Consider the following 17,651-nt stretch of genomic DNA (forward strand, 5'->3'; position numbering starts at 1 on the left):
CCTGGAACGAAAGCCCCGTTGCATGAATTGCAGTCTTGTCCAGAGTGGGTGTCAGGCTACAAGCCCGCTTGGATACATATAACCATGCACGTTTATGCGAACCCTACCCGTTTTTTGAGCCTTGCACGATGGCTCATGCCGCTTCTGTTTTGGAGCGGCCTTGTGCTGTCGTTAGGCGCAGTTGCGTGGGGCCTGTTCATGGTTCCACCCGACCGCCTGATGGGTGATACCGTGCGGATACTGTTTATCCACGTGCCCGCCGCTTGGCTCGGAATGGGCGGCTGGGGAGGTATTGCGCTATCATCTGCGATGCTCCTCATTTGGAAGCATCCTCTTGCAGCACTCTCGGCACGCGCGATTGCTGTGCCGGGGATGGTGTTTTGCGCAATTTGTCTCGCTACGGGCTCTATTTGGGGTCGGCCTACTTGGGGAACATGGTGGGAGTGGGACGGGCGCCTGACTTCAATGCTGGTGCTATTGTTTCTTTATGCGGGCTACATTGCGCTGACCGAAGCAGCTCAGCACGAACGGTCATCGACCAAGATTGCTGCGATTTTCGGGCTGGTTGGAGCGATTAATGTTCCGATTATCAATCGGTCTGTCGTCTGGTGGAACTCGCTCCATCAGCCACCGAGCATCACAGCTGGAAAAAGCGCCATTGAGGCGACGTTTCTTGTGCCGATGCTGGTTGCAGTCGTAGGGTTCTCGTTGTTGTTTGGCGCGATCGTATTGATGCGGATGCGCGCCCTGATTGCGCAGAGCCAGATCGAAGCGCGTCTGCGTCGTCGCGCTCTTGATGACGATGTGCCGCAAGTAGCTCCAGCGATAGAGCAGGCGTAATGCGTGAAGACCTGAACCAATGGGACTTTGTATGGCTCGCCTATGGCGTCGGCGGCATTGCGCTGGCGCTCCTCATTATCTGGGCGTGGCGCTCCATGGCGCGCGCTGAAGCGCGGCGCGATGCGACGCGGCGACGTTGAACGGAAATCGTGCGATGAAAGCAAAACATCAACGCCTGGTCCTGGTGATTATCGCCCTCGTTGCGATTGTCGGGGCGGGATTGCTTGCCGCATGGTCGCTGCGTAATCAGGCGAACTACTTTTACCTGCCCGAGCAGATGGCTTCCGAGCCGCCCGAAGTGGGTCAGGCGGTGCGCTTGGGCGGGATGGTGCAGGCTGGCTCAATCAAGACCGAGGCTGATGGCATCACCGTCAATTTCATGGTGACCGGCAACACGGCCGATGCGGTCCCTGTAAAGTATAGTGGTATCTTGCCCGATCTGTTCGTGGAAAATTCCGGCGTCGTGGCGGAGGGTAGTCTTGGCTCCGATGGCGTGTTTCTCGCGACAAACCTGCTGGCTAAGCATGACGAGAATTACGTACCCAGGGAACTGGAGGGTATGGGGACGGATCAGGCGGCCAAGATGGCTGCAGAAACAACGGTGGGGCTGAATTAGCCTTGTGGCACAAATGAGGGCCAAGTCATGATTCCCGAAATCGGTTTGGCTGCCTTGTGGCTCGCCGCCGCACTGGCGGTTTTGCAAATCGCCTCCGGCGCTTTTGCGCTCAAGGCCGCAGATGGTGAAGTCAATCCGCTAGCGATGTACGCGCGGCCTGCAGCCATTGTGCAAGCATTCCTTGCCGTGCTGGCCTTTCTCATGCTGCTTTGGGCATTCGCGATCACTGATCTTTCGATCAAGCTTGTGGCGAGCAATTCGCACTCGATGAAACCGATGCTTTATAAATTGACCGGGACATGGGGAAACCATGAAGGGTCAATGCTTCTGTGGGTTGGTGTGCTGGCGCTTTCGGGTGGAATGCTCGCTGCATTTGAAAGGCGGTTGCCTGAGAAGACGATGGGGGCAACGCTTGCTGTCCAGGGCTTCGTGGCGCTGGGCTTCTATGCGTTTCTCCTGTTGTCTTCTAACCCGTTTAAGCGGTTGCCTGTCCCAGCAGCGGAAGGCACTGGGCTCAATCCCCTGCTGCAGGATATCGGCCTCGCGATCCACCCGCCAACGCTTTACGCCGGGTATGTCGGGTTATCGGTCGCTTTCAGCCTTGCGATGGGAGCTTTGCTGACCCGCGAAGTCAATCCATCTTTTGCCCGTGTGATGCGCCCGTGGGTTCTGGGGGCATGGGTACTTTTGACTCTGGGCATTACTGCAGGCTCCTACTGGGCCTATTATGAATTGGGCTGGGGCGGCTGGTGGTTCTGGGACCCGGTCGAAAACGCCTCGTTGATGCCGTGGCTTGCAGCGACAGCGCTGATGCATTCGGTGAGCGTTCTGGCTGCGCGAGATGCGTTGCGGACGTGGACGATCATGCTGGGCGTTCTGGCGTTCTCGATGTCGATGTTGGGAACCTTCCTTGTTCGGTCCGGCGTGTTGACCAGCGTTCATGCCTTCGCCGTAGATCCTGAACGTGGAGCGTTCATCCTCATTTTATTGGCGCTCTATATCGGCGGGGCCTTTACAATTTTTGCTCTGCGCGCCGGTGCAGTGTCAGAAGGAAAACGATTTGCAGTCAGCAGCCGCGAAGGCGCACTGGTGTTCAACAATGTCATGCTTTCGGCGATTTTGGCGATCGTCTTGCTCGGTACGCTTTATCCTTTGCTGACCGAAATGTTCGATGTGCGCGTTTCTGTTGGGCCGCCGTACTTCAATCCGGCTTCGGCCATCTTCGCGGTGCCGATGTTCCTTGTCATGGCAGTCGGCCCGTTGTTGCGCTGGAAGAGCGATAAGCCCGCTCGGCTACAGTTCGAGCTGGCTCTCATGGGAGCGCTTTTCATTGGCGTTATCGCGGCGGTCAGCTTCTTCGGGCAATTCCCGCTTTTGCCGTTGCTTGGGCTTGGCCTCGCAGCAGCCTTAGGCGTGGCGGCATTCCTGCCCTTGCGCGGACGTGCGATCTCACGCGTACCCGTCGCAACCTGGGGCATGGTCATCGCGCATTTCGGTGTTGCGGTTTCGCTGTTCGGCATGGCTTGCGAAGGCGCGTTTTCGCAGGAGCGTCTTGCCGCGGTGGCACCTGGTGGAACCGAGCAAATTGGCGATTTCAGCTTTACGCTTGAAAGCGTTACACCTGTCGCAGGGCCGAATTGGACGGCCATCGAAGCGCGGCTGGCAATCAGCAAGGATGGCGGCGAGCCTGTCATCCTGAGCCCCCAGGCGCGCAGCTTCTGGTCACCGGCGCAAGCCACCAGCGAAAGCGCGCTGCTCACGCGCTGGGATGGGCAGCTTTACGCCGTCATCGGCAATCAGGCCGAAGATGGTCGCTGGCAGATCCGCGTTTGGTGGAAACCCTTTGTGACATTCATCTGGTACGGCGGCCTGCTGATCGGACTGGGCGGCATTCTGGCAATTGCAGGACGCGTAAACGTTGATGTCCGCCGCCGCAGGGCGGTTGCCAAGGGAGCGGTCCGTCGTTCCGATCTAGAGGCGCTGGATGCTGCCTCGCCGGTCCCGGCGGAGTAGGATGATGCGTTCTCGGGTATTTCTTTGGGTGCCGCTTGCGCTGTTCGCTTTCTTTGCGGGCATTGCAGGATATATGCTGACCCAAGAGAAGGCCGAATTCGTTGAAAGCACGATGATCGGTGAAATGCTGCCTCAATTTGCGCTTGAGCCAGCCGTCGAAAGCCTTCCAGGTGCGACCAAGGCAGACTTCGTCGGAGGCAAGCCAAGGCTGCTCAATATCTGGGCGAGCTGGTGCCTGCCGTGCATCGCCGAAGCGCCGCAGTTGGAGGCTCTCGAGGCCGAGGGCATCGAGATCATCGGCATCGCCATTCGTGATCGCCCCGAAGACGTTGCAAACTTCCTAGGTCGATATGGCAATCCCTACGCCGCCATCGGTAGTGACAAGATTTCCGAAGTACAGTTGGCGATCGGTTCTTCAGGCGTGCCTGAAACATTCGTCATCGATGCAAGCGGTGTGATCCGCTATCAGCATATCGGCGATATCCGGCAGGATGATGTGCCCATGCTGCTTGCCGAACTGGAGAAGGCGCGATGATCCTCCAACGTGTGATCGGATGGATCTTGGTTCTTCTGGCTAGCGTGCTGGTCGTTCCGCTGCGGGCGCAAGATTCGCTGCCGCCTGCGCCCTATGCCTATAATCAGCTCGACGATCCCCGTTTGGAGGCTGAAGCCACAGAGCTGATGCACAGTTTGCGCTGCCTAAAGTGCCAGTCGCAAAGCATTGCCGATTCCGACGCGCCAATGGCTGGCGATATGCGTCATCAGGTGCGCAGCCGCATTCTCGCAGGCGAAAGCCCGGGCGAAATTCGCAGCTGGCTGATTGCTCGTTACGGCGATTACGTGAGCTACGAGCCTGAAGTCAGTGCGACGACATGGCCGCTGTTTGCCGGGCCTGTCTTGCTGTTGCTGATCGTAACAGGCGTCCTTTTGCGGCGTCTGGGCAAGCGGCGCAGCGATGCAGGAGACGCGGCATGATCGGTGGCTGGCTGGCCGTGGGCGCCTTGGCACTGGCGGCATTCGCGCTGGCCTTGCTGGCTTTGAAATTGCCGCGCGAAGGCATGGGCTTGTTTGGCGCGGTGTTGGCAATCGGCCTTGCAGGGTATACGTGGCAAGGCTCGCCAGGACAGGCCTCAGCGCCCAAGACCTCGCTGGCCCAAACCTCCGGTCAAGGCGAAGCGATGGTTGAGGGCCGATCCGCGCTCTTTTCCCGCACGCTTCCAGCGCCCGACTATCTGGTTACCTCCGATGCCTTTGCCCGCCGTGGGCAGTTTGCCGATGCTGCCGCGATGCTGCAACGGGGCCTGATCACCAACCCGCGTGATACCGAAAGCTGGCTTGCGCTGGGTCTTGCGTTGGTTGGCCATGCCGATGGGTTTGTTACGCCTGCGGCCGTACAAGCTTTTGGCAGGGCAAAGGCGGTTGATCCGCGCCATCCTGGCGCTGAATATTTTCTGGGCTTCGCCTATCTTCAGAGCGGTGAAATTGCTGCAGCACGCAGTGTTTGGGCGAATCTCCTCGAAAATTCGCCTCTCGATGCGCCTTGGCGGGCAGGCCTTGAAGGCGAGGTCGCGCGGCTCGATGACATGATTGCGCGCGCACCGATGTTGCAAGGGCAGTGATGACCCGTCGCCGGCACGCGCTGCGTATGCCGGTATTGTTGCAGGTGCGAACGCGCAGTGCTAGGCGCGCCGCATTACCGGTCTAAATCGTTCTGACAGGACGGGTGGTATCGCGTGATACGGGAAATCCGATCGACATGAACAGCACAGCCGACCCCGCTGACCCGCCCGTTGGGAATGGACACGCAACCGGGCGCCGTGCGTCGACAGGTGCCCTCGCGATCGGCGCTGTTGGCGTGGTGTTCGGCGATATCGGCACCAGCCCGCTGTATGCTTTCCGTGAAACCTTCGCTTCGCACAACGGGGTTCCGGGCATTACGCCCGATGCCGAGCACATCCATGGTGTATTGAGCCTTGTCTTCTGGTCGATGATGATGGTGGTGACGGTGAAATACGTTCTCACGATCATGCGCGCTGACAACCAGGGTGAAGGCGGAAGTCTGGCGTTGCTCGCCTTGATCAAGCGCACCTCGGACAAGGCCGGATGGACAGCGCCGCTGGTGCTGCTCGGTGTATTCGCAACGGCGTTGTTTTATGGCGACAGCATGATCACGCCGGCAATCTCGGTTCTTTCCGCGACTGAGGGCCTGCAATACATCGTGCCGGGCTTTAAGCCGTGGATCGTGCCAACTGCCGTTGCGATCCTGTTCGGCCTGTTCGCGATCCAATCGCGTGGGACCGAACGAGTAGGCAAGCTGTTCAGTCCTGTAATGCTGACCTATTTCGCAATGTTGGCAGTCTTGGGCGTGATGCACCTGAGCGCCAATCCCGCGATCATTCTGGAAACCATCAATCCGCTTAACGCGCTGCGCTTTTTTGCCACAGATGGACTTGTCGCCTTCATCGCTCTGGGCAGTGTCGTGCTGGCGGTGACCGGTGCTGAGGCGCTCTATGCCGACATGGGGCATTTCGGGCGCAAGCCGATCGCGTTGTCGTGGCTGAGCTTTGTCTTTCCGGCCTTGATGCTAAATTACATGGGGCAGGGCGCCCTGATATTGTCGCAGACATCGCCCGAAGCGGCCACGGCGCTGATCCAGGATCCGTTCTTCCTGATGATCCCCGATATCGTCCGGGTGCCCGTGATTATTCTGGCCTTGCTTGCAACCATCATCGCCAGCCAGGCTGTGATTTCAGGCGCGTTCAGCCTGACCCAGCAGGCTATCCAGCTGGGCTTTATTCCCCGCATGGAAATTCACCATACCAGCGCATCGGCTGCAGGGCAAATCTACATCCCGGCAATCAACTGGGGCCTGATGGTCATGGTGATCCTGCTGGTGCTGTTCTTCCAGTCATCGAGCAATCTGGCCGCGGCCTATGGGATCGCAGTGACGGGCGCGATGTTCATCGATACGCTGCTCTTGGCCGCCGTGCTGTTCGCACTATGGCGCTGGCCTGTTTGGAAGGCGTTGCCGCTGGTGATCGTCTTCCTGATCGTGGATATCGCCTACTTCGGTGCAAACCTCATCAAGGTGCCCCAGGGCGGGTGGGTGCCGTTGCTGATTGGCTTTGTCATTTTCACGCTGCTGACCACCTGGTCGCGCGGGCGCGAGCTGATGCGGGCAAGCATGACCGAAAGCGCCCTTCCGATCGAAATTTTCGCCAAAAGCGCCCAGAATTCGGCGACCCGCGTACTGGGCACTTCGGTGTTCATGGCCTCGACAAACTCGGGCGTTCCGTCTGCGCTGCTACACAATATCAAGCACAACAAGGTACTGCACGAACGCGTGTTGATCCTGACCGTGGCGGTACAGGGGATGCCCTATGTCGATCAAGCAGAGCGATACGAATGCAAGGATTTGGGCAACGGGTTCTACCGGGTCACTATTAATTGTGGCTTCTTAGAGGAAACCGACGTGCCTCGGTTGCTCGGCACGCTCGACCTTTGCGGGGGCAAGTTTGACATGATGCACACGAGCTTTTTCCTTTCGCGCCAGACCCTGCTGCCGTCATCGAAGCCGGGTATGGCCATCTGGCGTGAAAAGCTGTTTGCCTGGATGCTGCGCAACGCAGCAAGCGCGATGGCATTTTTCCGCCTTCCGACCAATCGGGTGGTGGAGCTAGGGAGCCAAGTGGAAATCTGATCCGCTCCGCTTTGTCCTTGGGTGCTGCCTTATGACGTTGGCGGTTCGTCCTTGAGGACTTCGCCCTTATCCTCAAAGCTGAGTCCATTCTTCAGCAGCATCGGGATTTGGCTGAAGGTGAACAGGAAGGTTAGCGGCAGAAACACCCACAGCTTGGCCCATAGCCAGCCTTCAAAATCCATCTGCGCGCGCAAAACCTCGTTGAGGATCGCCAGTGCCAGGAAGAACATCCCCCAGTTGCGCGACAGCTTGAGCCAGCCTTTATCCGACAGGCCCTCGAACGCGGCTTCGAGCAGGATTTTCAGCAGAGCGCGGCCTTGTGACCACCCCACCAGCAACACGACCCCGAAGGTCGAATAGATGATTGTTGGCTTAATCTGCACAAAGGTCGGATCGCCGAAAAAAATCGTCAGACTGCCAAAGCCGACAATCAGCGCGGTCGAAAACCACAGCATCGGAGAAACCCTGCCCAGCCGCCATTTGGACACGAGAAGCGCGATCACGGCGGCCACCATGAAGGCGCCCGTGCCATTGATGATCGCGCCAATCTCGCCGGTTGCGCTCGTCTCTTCGGGCGCGCTCCAGCGATAGACGCCGAGGAACACCGCAAGCGGCCCATAATCGACTGCGACATTGAGCCAGCTGGATGCGGCCTTCTTGGTTTCATTGTCACTCATCACGCCACTCCGGCAATCACGCGGGCGACCAAATCAGGGTCGAACGGGCGCAGGTCTTCGATTTTCTCGCCCACGCCGATGGCGTGGATCGGCAAGCCGTATTGCTCGGCCGCTGCGACCAGCACACCGCCGCGTGCGGTCCCATCAAGCTTGGTCATGATGAGGCCGGTGACGCCCGCGACTTCCTTGAAGACATCGATCTGAGCGAGCGCATTCTGGCCATTGGTTGCATCGAGGACCAGCACGACATCATGCGGTGCCTCGGGATTGAGCCGGCCAAGGACGCGGCGGATTTTTGCCAGCTCCTCCATCAATTCCTTCTTGTTCTGGAGGCGCCCTGCGGTGTCGACGATCAGGGCATCAATTCCGGTATCCGTCGCTTGCTTCACCGCATCGAACACGATGGCCGCTGGGTCGCCGCCTTCCGGGCCGCGCACCAGATCAACGCCGATGCGTTCTGCCCACGTGGCGAGTTGCCCGATGGCTGCAGCCCGGAAGGTGTCACCAGCGGCCAGCAACACGCCATAATCATCTTCCTGAAACAGGTTAGCGAGTTTGGCGATGGTGGTGGTCTTGCCGCTGCCATTCACACCGATCACCAGAATTACCTGCGGTCGCGGAAAGGCTGTGATTTCCAGAGGCTTTGCCACCGGACGCAGGATTGCAGCGATTTCTTCCGCCACAGCTTCCTTCAGTTCGCGGGTCGTAATTTCAAGCCCGAACCGCTTGTCCGAAAGCCGCGTGCGAATGCGCGCCGCTGCCGCCGGGCCAAGATCCGACATGATCAGCGCATCTTCGACCTCATCTAGGGTCGCATCATCAAGTTTCGCGCTTCCGCCGACGCTGGCAAGGTTTGCGGTGAGGCGTTCGGACGTCTTGGCAAAGCCGCCCAGCAGTCGCTGGCTCCAGCTGGTTTCACTCATACGAGCAGGCCCTCCCTGACCTCGCGAATATTTACTTCGATGACGTTGCCTGCTGCGGCCTGTGCAGGCAACGCGACGCGGGCATAGTTGGGGGCATAGCCTGTGCCGTCTTGTTCGGCGAGGACGGGAAGCGTTTCGCCCACAAGGCTTTGAAGCCACGCGGCGCGGCGCGCAGCAGCGCGGGCCCGAAGCTCGGCCGCACGGTCTTTCACCACGTCTCGCGCTATTTGCGGCATCCGCGCCGCAGGCGTGCCGGGACGGGGCGAGAACGGGAAGATATGGGCATGGACGATGTCGAGATCATCGATGATGGCAAGGTTTGCGGCGTGGTGCGCCGGGGTCTCGGTCGGGAAGCCGGCGATCAGGTCTGCGCCGATGGCGATGCCGGGCCGCTGCGCCCTCAGCCGTGCGACCAGGTCCACCGCATCGCGGCGCTGATGGCGGCGCTTCATGCGCTTGAGGATCAGATCGGCACCATGCTGAAGTGACAGGTGCAGATGCGGCATGACGCGTATTTCGTGTGCCAGCAGGTCGAATAGCCCGCCGTCAATCTCGATCCCATCGACCGAAGACAGGCGTAGGCGGGTTAGTTGATGAAACTCATCTAGGATGGCCCGAACAAGCGTGCCGAGACTCGGAGTATTCGCAATATCATGTCCCCAGCTTGTAAGATCGACACCTGTAAGGACAATTTCCTTTGCGCCTGCCGTAAGGTGATTTCCAACCTCCTGTAGGACTCCGGCGATGCTCAATGAACGGCTCTGCCCCCTCCCTTGCGGGATGACGCAGAAGGTGCAGTCGTGATCGCAACCGTTCTGCACCGCCACAAAGGCGCGGGTGCGGGCAGGGGCTGTCGGCGGAGCATCTGCAGAGACGTTCCAGGCTTTCGGGTCAAGCTTGACCGCATTGCCGATCAGCGCATCGACTTCGTCCATTGCGCCGATTTCCGCGCGATCGATCTCCGCTGCACATCCGGTCACGACCAGCCGGGCCGCCGGATAATCACGCCGCGCACGGCGGATCGCCTTGCGCGTCTGGCTCAGCGCCTCACCTGTTACGGCGCAGGAATTGACCACCACAAGATCGCGCTCACCTGCCAGCATGGCGCGCATCCGTTCGCTTTCCGCGATGTTCATGCGGCAGCCGAGACTGATAATCCGGGCCGCGTTCAAACCGGCGCTCCTGCTGCGTAATCGTCCCACAGAAAGGTGCCGCGATAGCTTTCCGCAGCAGGGCCGCGCATCAGTATGGTTCCGCCAGGAGACCATGCAATTTCGAGATCGCCCCCGGGCAACGTCACCCGTACAGTGCTCTGCACAAGCTCGCGCCGGATCGCTGCAACCGCTGTCGCGCAAGCGCCGGTTCCACACGCCCGCGTTAGCCCCGCACCGCGTTCCCACACCCGCAAGCGTAAGTGATCCGGTCCGACGAGGCTGGCTACGTTGACGTTGACGCGCGCAGGAAACAGCGGGTCATGCTCGATCACGGGGCCGATTATATCGAGCGGGATCGCATCAGCATCATCCACGAAAAACACCGCGTGGGGATTGCCGACATTTACCGCCATCGGGGATTCAAGATTGCATTCGCCTTCGACCCATCCGACCGGCATGGCTGCAGTATCCATTGTAAAGGCCAGCGGGATCGCCTGCCAATCAAAACGCGGCGCACCCATATCGACCTGAGCGCCCCCGTCATGCGGCTCCAGCGCAATCGGACCGCCGCCGGTTTCGATCACGGCTGGAGCGCCATGCAGCAGCGCAACCGCCCGCGCGGCGTTACCGCAGGCCTCGACCTCGCTGCCATCGCAATTGAAGATCCGCATGCGAAAGTCATGCGTTTCGCTCTGTTCCAACAGAACCAGTTGGTCAAAGCCAATCCCGGTGCGCCGGTCACCCAAGACTCGCGCGATGTCCGGCGTCATGTTTGGTAGTGACGCCGTCCGCGCATCAAGCACGACGAAATCGTTGCCCAGCCCATGCATCTTGATGAAGGAAACAGCCTGCGTCACCGGTGCGCGTCTATGCCCGTCAGGCCCTCGCGTCCAGTCCCACGCGGCGTGAGCGATAAAGGTCAGTTGTGTGAAAGACGGTAGACGTCTGAACTGCCGTCTGTGTCGGTATGCGGCGGGGGCAGGGTCTGGCCCGGTAGCCCTGTCAGCCGCCCTGCCGCCTTGAGCCGTGCACGCACGGCTTCGCCGTCTTCGGGCTGGCCATAGAAATAGCCTTGGGCCTTCAGCCGCCCCATCGATTTCAACGCCTGCAAAATTTGTTCGTCTTCCACGCCTTCTGCTGTCAGCGGCAAATCGAGACCTCGGCCCAGCGAAATGATCGCTTCTACCAGCCGTGATCGGCCTCCGAGTTCGCTCAGTTCGCTCACGAAACTGCGATCAATCTTAATCCGGTCGAACGGCAGGTTGCGCAGCTGTTCGATGCTGGAATAGCCGGTACCAAAATCATCGAGACTGACCTGCACGCCTTGGTTGCGCAGTGACATGATCATCGAACGAACGAGGCCGATATTCTCATGCAGGCAGCTTTCAGTGATTTCGATTTCGAGGCGCTGCGGCGGGAAACCTGCCGCGACCAGTTTTTTCAACAGGCGTTGAGCAAACCATGGGTCGCGCAACTGAACCGGTGAAATATTAATCGACAGTGTCAAACTGTCGTCCCATTCCTTCGCATCAGCGAAAGCCTGTTCCATCAGTTGCTCGGACATTTCGTTAATCAGGCCGATTTCCTCGGCAATCGGAACGAACGTACTGGGGCTGATGACGCCAAGTTGGGGGGAACGCCAGCGGGCCAGCATTTCGAACCCAACCAGCTCACCGCTGTCGACATCGACCTGTTGTTCGTAGTACGGTACAAATTCTCCCTGCGAGAGCCCGCGCCGGATGCCGGTCTCCAACTGGTTGCGAAACCGCAATTCGCTTTCCATGCTCGGCTCAAACCAGAAGTAGCGGTTCCGTCCCTGTTTTTTGGCGTGATACAGCGCCATGTCGGCGCGTTGCATCAAGGTACCGGCATCGACCACGACGCCGATGGTCCCGTCAGGATCGTGGTCGGCAGCAAGGCCGATCGACAACGTCAGTTCAACCGTCAAATCAGGTAGGCAAAACGGCTGTGCAAGACTTTCGAAAAGCCGGATGACCAGATCGTCAATTCGTTCGGCGTGACCGGCAGGAAATGGCATGACAAAGGCGAATTCATCGCCGTCAAGACGTGCAAGACGGGCATCACGCGGCAGTTGCGCACGCACGCGATCACACAGCATAACAAGCACCGCGTCGCCTACGGGGTGCCCGTGCATATCATTGATCTGCTTGAAGTTGTCGAGATCAATCATGCAATAAGCCACAGCCTCGCCGCGCACTGCCGCCCGCGCGCGCAGATCTTCTGTGGCGCTCAACATGCTGCGTCGGTTGAGGCAATGCGTCAGCGGATCGGTGGCGGCGAGCAGATGCGCACGCTCTTCTGCCCGGCGCCGTTCAATGATTTCGCGCGTTAATTCGCGGTAGCGTCGCCATCCGAAAATGATCAACGCAATGTTCAACAACAAAGCATTGGTAAGGACGATATCGGGGCGCTGCCCATTGCCGAAGGTTGCGTCCATGATTTTGGGTAGCACCGCACCACCCGTGCCAATCAGCAGGATAATGGCTGCCACGGCAATGCCCAGCGCAACGATATCGCGATCCGCAGCTTGCAGTGGGTTGTCGGGCTTGTGCTCAGTCAAAATCGTTGCCTCGTCCGTTTGGCGCATATCAATTGGATATAATGCCCTTGGCGCCGTCCCGCGATCTTTCGCATAACGCACTAAAGATCGGGTTAATCGGTTGCACGTGCGGGCGGAAACGGATCAGGGGTTGGCGAGGCTGGCCGGGGCGGGCTACGGGATGTTTTTGTTTGGCTTAAAGGGAGCACGCCGTCCGCATGGCCTACTGGCTGATGAAATCCGAACCGTTCAAGTACAGCTGGGACGATCTCGTCGCTGAGGGTGAGGGCACATGGGATGGCGTGCGCAATTACCAGGCGCGCAACAATCTCGCAGCGATGAAGGTGGGAGACGAAGCGTTCTTTTATCACTCACGCGAAGGGCTGGAGGTTGTGGGTGTCTGCACCATCAGCGTCGCAGGAATAACCGACCCGACCGACGAGTCCGGTAAATGGGCGGCGGTCAAGATAAAGCCCAAGGCGAAATTGGCGCAGCCGGTGACGCTGGTTGCAATCAAGGCCGAACCGCGGCTGGATGAGATGCAGCTTGTCAAACAGTCACGCCTTTCGGTGTGCGGAGTTTCGCCGACCGAATGGCAGGTGATCTGCGAGATGGCAGGTGGCCTAGCAAAAGAGTGATGACAGTCTCATCGAAAGTCGAATGAGGATGCTGTTCGCCTTTTGTCGCAGCAAAACAACGTTTCAACGGTCACCAGATGGCAAGACGGAACATCGCCTCCCCATTTCGCTTATCCCCTGCAAGCAGCGTGCATGTAGCCGTTGATTTAAAGGAGAAATCTAATGGGTAAGCTCACAGAAAACATCAAAGGCACCACCAATGAAGCCATTGGCAAGGTTAAGCAGCAGTCGAACGATCCTGAAACCCAGGCCAAAGGCAAGGCGCAGGAACTCAAGGGTGAAGCGCAGAAGGTCAAGGGCAAGGTGCAGGGCGCCTTGGGCGACGACATCTGATCGTACTGTTTGCTGACATTTAAGAAGAGGCCGCTCCATTAGGGGCGGCCTTTTTTGTATCAGGTTCCAGCACTCGCGCGGGCCCGAAGATTGGTAATGGTGGCGCCGCTGGCCGCAATCCGATCAAGATCGGTGAGCACATGGATGAGCCGCAGCCCGGTACGGGATTTGGCGTCCTCCAGTGCTGCTATGAACTGCTGCGTGGTTTCGGCCCGCGTGCTCCACGCCCCGTAGGCTGCGCCGAGCATGGCGAAATCAGGGTTGGTAAGGGACGTGGCCGACACCCGGCCGGGATATTCACGCTCCTGATGCATCCGGATAGTTCCATAAGCGCTATTATCGACCACCACGACAAGCATGTTGGCGCCATATTGCGCAGCAGTTGCGAGTTCCTGACCATTCATCAGGAAATCGCCGTCGCCTGCCACCGCAATGACCATGCGATCAGGAAAACGCAGCGCCGCAGCCACCGCCGCAGGAACGCCATATCCCATTGCGCCGCAGGTTGGAGCCAATTGCCCAGGGTAGGCCGCGTATTGCCAATAGCGATGCCACCATCCGGCAAAATTGCCCGCGCCGTTGGCAATAATCGTGTTGGAGGGAAGATCTGCGCGCATTGCAGCGACGCAGGCGGCAAGATCAAGCACTGCATCGCTAGAATCAGGAGTGGCCCAGTCACGCCATTCACGGTGGGCTTCGACCCCCGCATCGAAGGGAATGATGTGTGAATCCTCCCACAGCGCAGCGCATTCGGCAAATTCATCCATCGAACAGCACAGCGCCAGATCGGTGCGATAGACACGGCCCAATTCTTCCGGATCGGGATGGATGTGGACTAGGCGCTGGCCGGGGTGCTCAAGCGTCGGCACCTGATACCCGTCGGTCGTCGCTTCGCCGAGCCGCGCACCCACTGCGATGATGAGATCGGCGTTTCTCACCCGCTCCAACAGTTTGGGGTTAGGGCCGTAGCCGAGGTTTCCGGCGTAGACAGGGCTATCCGGTGCGACCGCGTCCTGGCGTCGAAAAGCTGTCGCTACAGGAAGCCCGATGCGCTCGGCAAACGCTTGAAAATACGTTCGCGCCTTGGCGTTCCATCCTGCGCCGCCGATAATGGCGATGGGGCTGGCAGCATCGGCGATCAGATCGAACAGGGCCTGCATCGCATCGGGGCAGGTGGCCTGCGCGGCGCGGGTGACGAAGGGGCGGGGCTGAATGGCAGCGGATACCTGCTCGACCAACATATCTTCGGGCAGGGCCAGCACAACCGGGCCCGGCCGGCCATTGATGGCGACCGCATAAGCGCGGGCGATATATTCGGGGATGCGCAGCGGATCGTCGATCCGGGCGGCCCATTTGCAGATCGGGCCGAAGAAGGCCGGGAAATCGACCTCCTGAAAGCCTTCGCGTCCCTGCATCGGGCGCGCCACATCGCCCACGAACAGGATCATCGGTTGCGAATCCTGTTGGGCGACATGAACACCGATACTCGCGTTGGTAGCGCCCGGTCCACGCGTGACGAAAGCAATACCGGGGCGCCCGGACCCTGCAGCATTCATGGTTCCATCCGCGCAGGCCATGAAGGCGACCCCGCCCTCCTGCCGGCAGGTGACCACATCAATCTCGGGGCGATCAGGCAGGGCATCGAGCACGGCGAGAAAGCTTTCGCCGGGCACGGTGAAAATTCGATCGCAACCTTGCGCGGCGAGGCAATCGACCAGCAGGGCGGCGGCGCTACGGGTGAAATCGTTCATTTGTACCTCTCGCATCATCGCACGACGCGCCCCTACAGGCGGGCGTGCTGGCGTGCAAATGCGTCAGTGTTCCAACACACACTCGCCTTGTCCCACGCTGCGACAGCTTGGCCGCAAACTATTTTCAAAGGTTAAGAAAGTCTTAAAGTCTGACGTTCTGACGAAGGAGAATCGCAGATGCGTCGCAGCCTGGTTTTGACCGATGAAACCGCACGCCACTGGTTTCGGGCGACTCTGCCGCCGCATGTGAAGCACGATCTCATTCCTATTCCAGCCGAAGCGTTGTGGCAGCTTACGCTTGCCGATGTCCGCGGCGTTGCCAGCACTTATGTTGCAATGACCTTAGCGATATTTGCCTTTATCATTTAACGGAAATCGGGCGAACGCAGCGCTTCGACCCGGTGCAGTTTACGTGCGACGCTGGCCGAGGCGAGGCACAGGGCCAGGCTGAACAAAAGCTGTTCTTCCAACGGAATGCCAAAGAAGCCGAGCGCTCCGGCAGTTCCTGCGCCGATTACCATGAAGACCGAAGAAATGAAGTTGTTTGCTGCGACCGAACGCGATGCTTCTGACTTGTCGACACGAGTGGTCAGGAAAGCATATAATGGCACCACGAACATTCCGCCTGCCACCGCGATCAACAGCAGATTGGCGGTCAGCAGCAGCGCAAGCGGTTGAGCCAGAAACTCCCAGACCGTGAACAGTTCGCCGGCAGGTTCAAGGTTCCACATGCGGCAGAGCAGGTAAAAGGTGATGAGCAATGCACCCAGCACAAGCACGGAAGGCGCCGAATAGCGCGCGGAAATATCGCCCTTCAGCAGCGTATTGATTGAAACCGAGCCGATCGCAATCCCCGCAGAAAACGCCACCAGCAAAGCAGCGGCAACCTGCTTATCGGCCAGTAGCACATTCTTGGCGAGCGGAATGAACTGCACCGAAAGGATCGCGGCAATGGCCCAGAAATAACTGATTGCCAGCACCGAATAGCGCAGTTCCAGATTGTTCATTGAAAACGCGATCAATGCTCTGGATGCCCGGATCGGGTTCCAGTCCACTTTGGTCTCGGCGGCCTGTGCAGGTGCAGGCGGCACCCAGCGGCAAGTGGCGTAACCAATCAGCGCAATCACGATTACCGCGACAATCGAATACATAATCGGCATTGCGCCGCCGAGCATCATGCCGACAAGAATCGCCACGTAAGTGCCCGCTTCCACGAGGCCAGTGCCAGCCAGCACTTCGTCCTTGTGGAGATGCTGCGGAAGAATTGCGTATTTGATCGGCCCGAAAAACGTGGAGTGCACCCCCATCGCAAATAGCGCGACAAACATCAAAGGGATCGCAAGACCTTCGATCTGTACGCCACGCGCCGCTAGCAACAGGCCGGTGGCACCCACAGCCATGATGATGATTTCGGCAAACTTGATCCAGCGGATGATCGTGGTCTTGTCACGCATATCGGCAAGCTGGCCAGCAGTCGCCGAAAACAGCACGAACGGCAAAACAAACAGGCCCGTGGCGACCCCGCTGATCAGTGTCTCCATTTCCGGCGAATCGTAGACCTGATAGACCACGAACAGCACCATCGCGTTTTTGTAGAGATTGTCGTTCAGCGCGTTGAGAAGCTGGGTCAGAAACAGAGGCAGAAACCGCCGCTGGCGCATCAAGTGGGTTGATGTTGTCATGCAGATGTCGCGCTGGTGCTTCCCTGTGGTTGATCGGCACATAGCGAGAGGGGGCGCTTTCACAAGAGCGCAAACCGGTTGTATCATTGTCGGGGACTTGGCCGAGCAGGGCTTTTGTCGCCTCATATCTGGCGCTAGGGAAGGGGAATAAATGTCAAGTCTGCCCAATATCCTCACCCTGTCACGCATCTTCGCGGTGCCACTTCTGGCGTTCTTTCTGTGGTGGCCGGAATGGCGGCTAGGCTATCTGGTCGGCTTCGGGCTGTATTGCGTGATCGCCTTGACCGATTACCTCGATGGTTATCTTGCCCGTGCGCAAGGAACCGTGTCGAAGATGGGCACGTTCCTGGATCCGATTGCGGACAAGATTATGGTGGCTGCCGTGATCCTCGTGCTCACCGCGCAAGGGTTTTTGCGGGGGCCCTACGCAGGCGATGTCCATGTCATAGCGGGCCTTGTGATTCTCGTGCGCGAGATCGCGGTATCGGGCCTTCGAGAATTTCTGGGCGGGGTACAGGTATCGGTACCGGTGTCAAAATTGGCCAAATGGAAGACGACCTTTCAACTCGTCTCGCTCGGCGCTTTGATCTTGGGCGGGGCTGTGCATGGGCCGCCGTGTCAAGCTGTCGGAGACATGTGCAGGACGGTGGGGCAATCCTGGGTGCATCTGTTGGGACTTGTCAGCTTGTGGACCGCCGCGGTGCTGACCTGTGTGACCGGCTGGGATTACCTGCGTGTTGGTCTCAAACACATGGATTAAGGCT

Annotated in this window: 19 protein-coding genes; 12 read left to right on the forward strand and 7 right to left on the reverse strand. The window is 59.1% G+C overall.

The window, feature by feature from the left end:
• The first annotated feature begins 84 nt into the window (after window positions 1–84).
• From ccmC to ACRANW_RS08415, 8 genes are all read left to right on the forward strand, one after another.
• Entirely contained in the window at window positions 85–840 is a 756-nt protein-coding gene (gene ccmC / locus ACRANW_RS08380) for a heme ABC transporter permease CcmC (protein ID WP_479433901.1), read from the forward strand.
• Entirely contained in the window at window positions 840–980 is a 141-nt protein-coding gene (locus ACRANW_RS08385; protein ID WP_479431357.1) for a heme exporter protein CcmD, read from the forward strand. Before ccmC ends, ACRANW_RS08385 begins: the two co-directional genes overlap by 1 nt.
• Before the next feature lie 14 nt (window positions 981–994).
• A complete protein-coding gene (gene ccmE / locus ACRANW_RS08390; protein ID WP_479431358.1) occupies window positions 995–1,456 on the forward strand; it encodes a cytochrome c maturation protein CcmE in 462 nt (153 codons plus the stop codon).
• Window positions 1,457–1,483: 27 nt separating this feature from the next.
• Window positions 1,484–3,469, forward strand: a complete 1,986-nt coding sequence (locus ACRANW_RS08395; RefSeq protein ID WP_479431359.1) for a heme lyase CcmF/NrfE family subunit — start codon at window positions 1,484–1,486, stop codon at window positions 3,467–3,469.
• A gap of 1 nt (window position 3,470) precedes the next feature.
• Entirely contained in the window at window positions 3,471–4,004 is a 534-nt protein-coding gene (locus ACRANW_RS08400) for a DsbE family thiol:disulfide interchange protein (RefSeq protein WP_479431360.1), read from the forward strand.
• Window positions 4,001–4,444 carry a cytochrome c-type biogenesis protein gene (locus ACRANW_RS08405; protein WP_479431361.1) on the forward strand — a complete coding sequence of 148 codons (444 nt, stop codon included), beginning with the start codon at window positions 4,001–4,003 and terminating at the stop codon, window positions 4,442–4,444. The genes ACRANW_RS08400 and ACRANW_RS08405 overlap by 4 nt, the downstream gene beginning before the upstream one ends.
• Window positions 4,441–5,088, forward strand: coding sequence for a tetratricopeptide repeat protein (locus tag ACRANW_RS08410; protein ID WP_479431362.1), 648 nt, complete (start codon window positions 4,441–4,443; stop codon window positions 5,086–5,088). The genes ACRANW_RS08405 and ACRANW_RS08410 overlap by 4 nt, the downstream gene beginning before the upstream one ends.
• Before the next feature lie 137 nt (window positions 5,089–5,225).
• Window positions 5,226–7,169 (forward strand): potassium transporter Kup, encoded by a 1,944-nt coding sequence (locus tag ACRANW_RS08415; protein WP_479431363.1) that lies wholly within the window; start codon window positions 5,226–5,228, stop codon window positions 7,167–7,169.
• 29 nt (window positions 7,170–7,198) lie between these two features.
• On the opposite strand, the gene ACRANW_RS08420 is transcribed toward ACRANW_RS08415, so the two are convergent.
• The 5 genes from ACRANW_RS08420 to ACRANW_RS08440 all read right to left on the reverse strand — a co-directional run bounded on the left by ACRANW_RS08420 (window position 7,199) and on the right by ACRANW_RS08440 (window position 12,504).
• Window positions 7,199–7,846 (reverse strand): inner membrane-spanning protein YciB, encoded by a 648-nt coding sequence (locus ACRANW_RS08420; protein WP_479431364.1) that lies wholly within the window; start codon window positions 7,844–7,846, stop codon window positions 7,199–7,201.
• Window positions 7,846–8,769 carry a signal recognition particle-docking protein FtsY gene (gene ftsY, locus ACRANW_RS08425; RefSeq protein WP_479431365.1) on the reverse strand — a complete coding sequence of 308 codons (924 nt, stop codon included), beginning with the start codon at window positions 8,767–8,769 and terminating at the stop codon, window positions 7,846–7,848. Before ftsY ends, ACRANW_RS08420 begins: the two co-directional genes overlap by 1 nt.
• Window positions 8,766–9,941, reverse strand: coding sequence for a MiaB/RimO family radical SAM methylthiotransferase (locus ACRANW_RS08430; protein ID WP_479431366.1), 1,176 nt, complete (start codon window positions 9,939–9,941; stop codon window positions 8,766–8,768). Before ACRANW_RS08430 ends, ftsY begins: the two co-directional genes overlap by 4 nt.
• Window positions 9,938–10,753, reverse strand: coding sequence for a diaminopimelate epimerase (gene dapF, locus ACRANW_RS08435; protein ID WP_479433902.1), 816 nt, complete (start codon window positions 10,751–10,753; stop codon window positions 9,938–9,940). Before dapF ends, ACRANW_RS08430 begins: the two co-directional genes overlap by 4 nt.
• A gap of 89 nt (window positions 10,754–10,842) precedes the next feature.
• Entirely contained in the window at window positions 10,843–12,504 is a 1,662-nt protein-coding gene (locus ACRANW_RS08440) for a putative bifunctional diguanylate cyclase/phosphodiesterase (protein WP_479431367.1), read from the reverse strand.
• A 197-nt stretch (window positions 12,505–12,701) separates the two neighbouring features.
• On the opposite strand from ACRANW_RS08440, the gene ACRANW_RS08445 reads away from it, so the two are divergent.
• Both ACRANW_RS08445 and ACRANW_RS08450 read left to right on the forward strand, forming a co-directional pair.
• A complete protein-coding gene (locus ACRANW_RS08445; RefSeq protein ID WP_479431368.1) occupies window positions 12,702–13,121 on the forward strand; it encodes an EVE domain-containing protein in 420 nt (139 codons plus the stop codon).
• Between the two features lie 162 nt (window positions 13,122–13,283).
• A complete protein-coding gene (locus ACRANW_RS08450) occupies window positions 13,284–13,454 on the forward strand; it encodes a CsbD family protein (RefSeq protein ID WP_479431369.1) in 171 nt (56 codons plus the stop codon).
• A 59-nt stretch (window positions 13,455–13,513) separates the two neighbouring features.
• Here the strand turns inward: ACRANW_RS08450 and ACRANW_RS08455 are convergent, their stop codons facing one another.
• On the reverse strand, window positions 13,514–15,205 hold the full coding sequence (locus ACRANW_RS08455; RefSeq protein ID WP_479431370.1) for a thiamine pyrophosphate-binding protein: 1,692 nt from the start codon (window positions 15,203–15,205) through the stop codon (window positions 13,514–13,516).
• A 177-nt stretch (window positions 15,206–15,382) separates the two neighbouring features.
• Here ACRANW_RS08455 and ACRANW_RS08460 point away from each other — a divergent pair, with 177 nt between their 5' ends.
• Window positions 15,383–15,574, forward strand: a complete 192-nt coding sequence (locus ACRANW_RS08460) for a hypothetical protein (RefSeq protein WP_479431371.1) — start codon at window positions 15,383–15,385, stop codon at window positions 15,572–15,574.
• Here the strand turns inward: ACRANW_RS08460 and ACRANW_RS08465 are convergent.
• Window positions 15,571–16,887 (reverse strand): MFS transporter, encoded by a 1,317-nt coding sequence (locus ACRANW_RS08465; protein ID WP_479431372.1) that lies wholly within the window; start codon window positions 16,885–16,887, stop codon window positions 15,571–15,573. The two genes, ACRANW_RS08460 and ACRANW_RS08465, sit on opposite strands and share 4 nt — an antisense overlap.
• Window positions 16,888–17,038: 151 nt before the next feature.
• Here ACRANW_RS08465 and pgsA point away from each other — a divergent pair, with 151 nt between their 5' ends.
• On the forward strand, window positions 17,039–17,647 hold the full coding sequence (gene pgsA, locus ACRANW_RS08470; RefSeq protein ID WP_479431373.1) for a CDP-diacylglycerol--glycerol-3-phosphate 3-phosphatidyltransferase: 609 nt from the start codon (window positions 17,039–17,041) through the stop codon (window positions 17,645–17,647).
• The last annotated feature ends 4 nt before the right edge of the window (window positions 17,648–17,651 follow it).

Source organism: Erythrobacter sp. 'gip.4 top 5' (genome assembly GCF_056495765.1).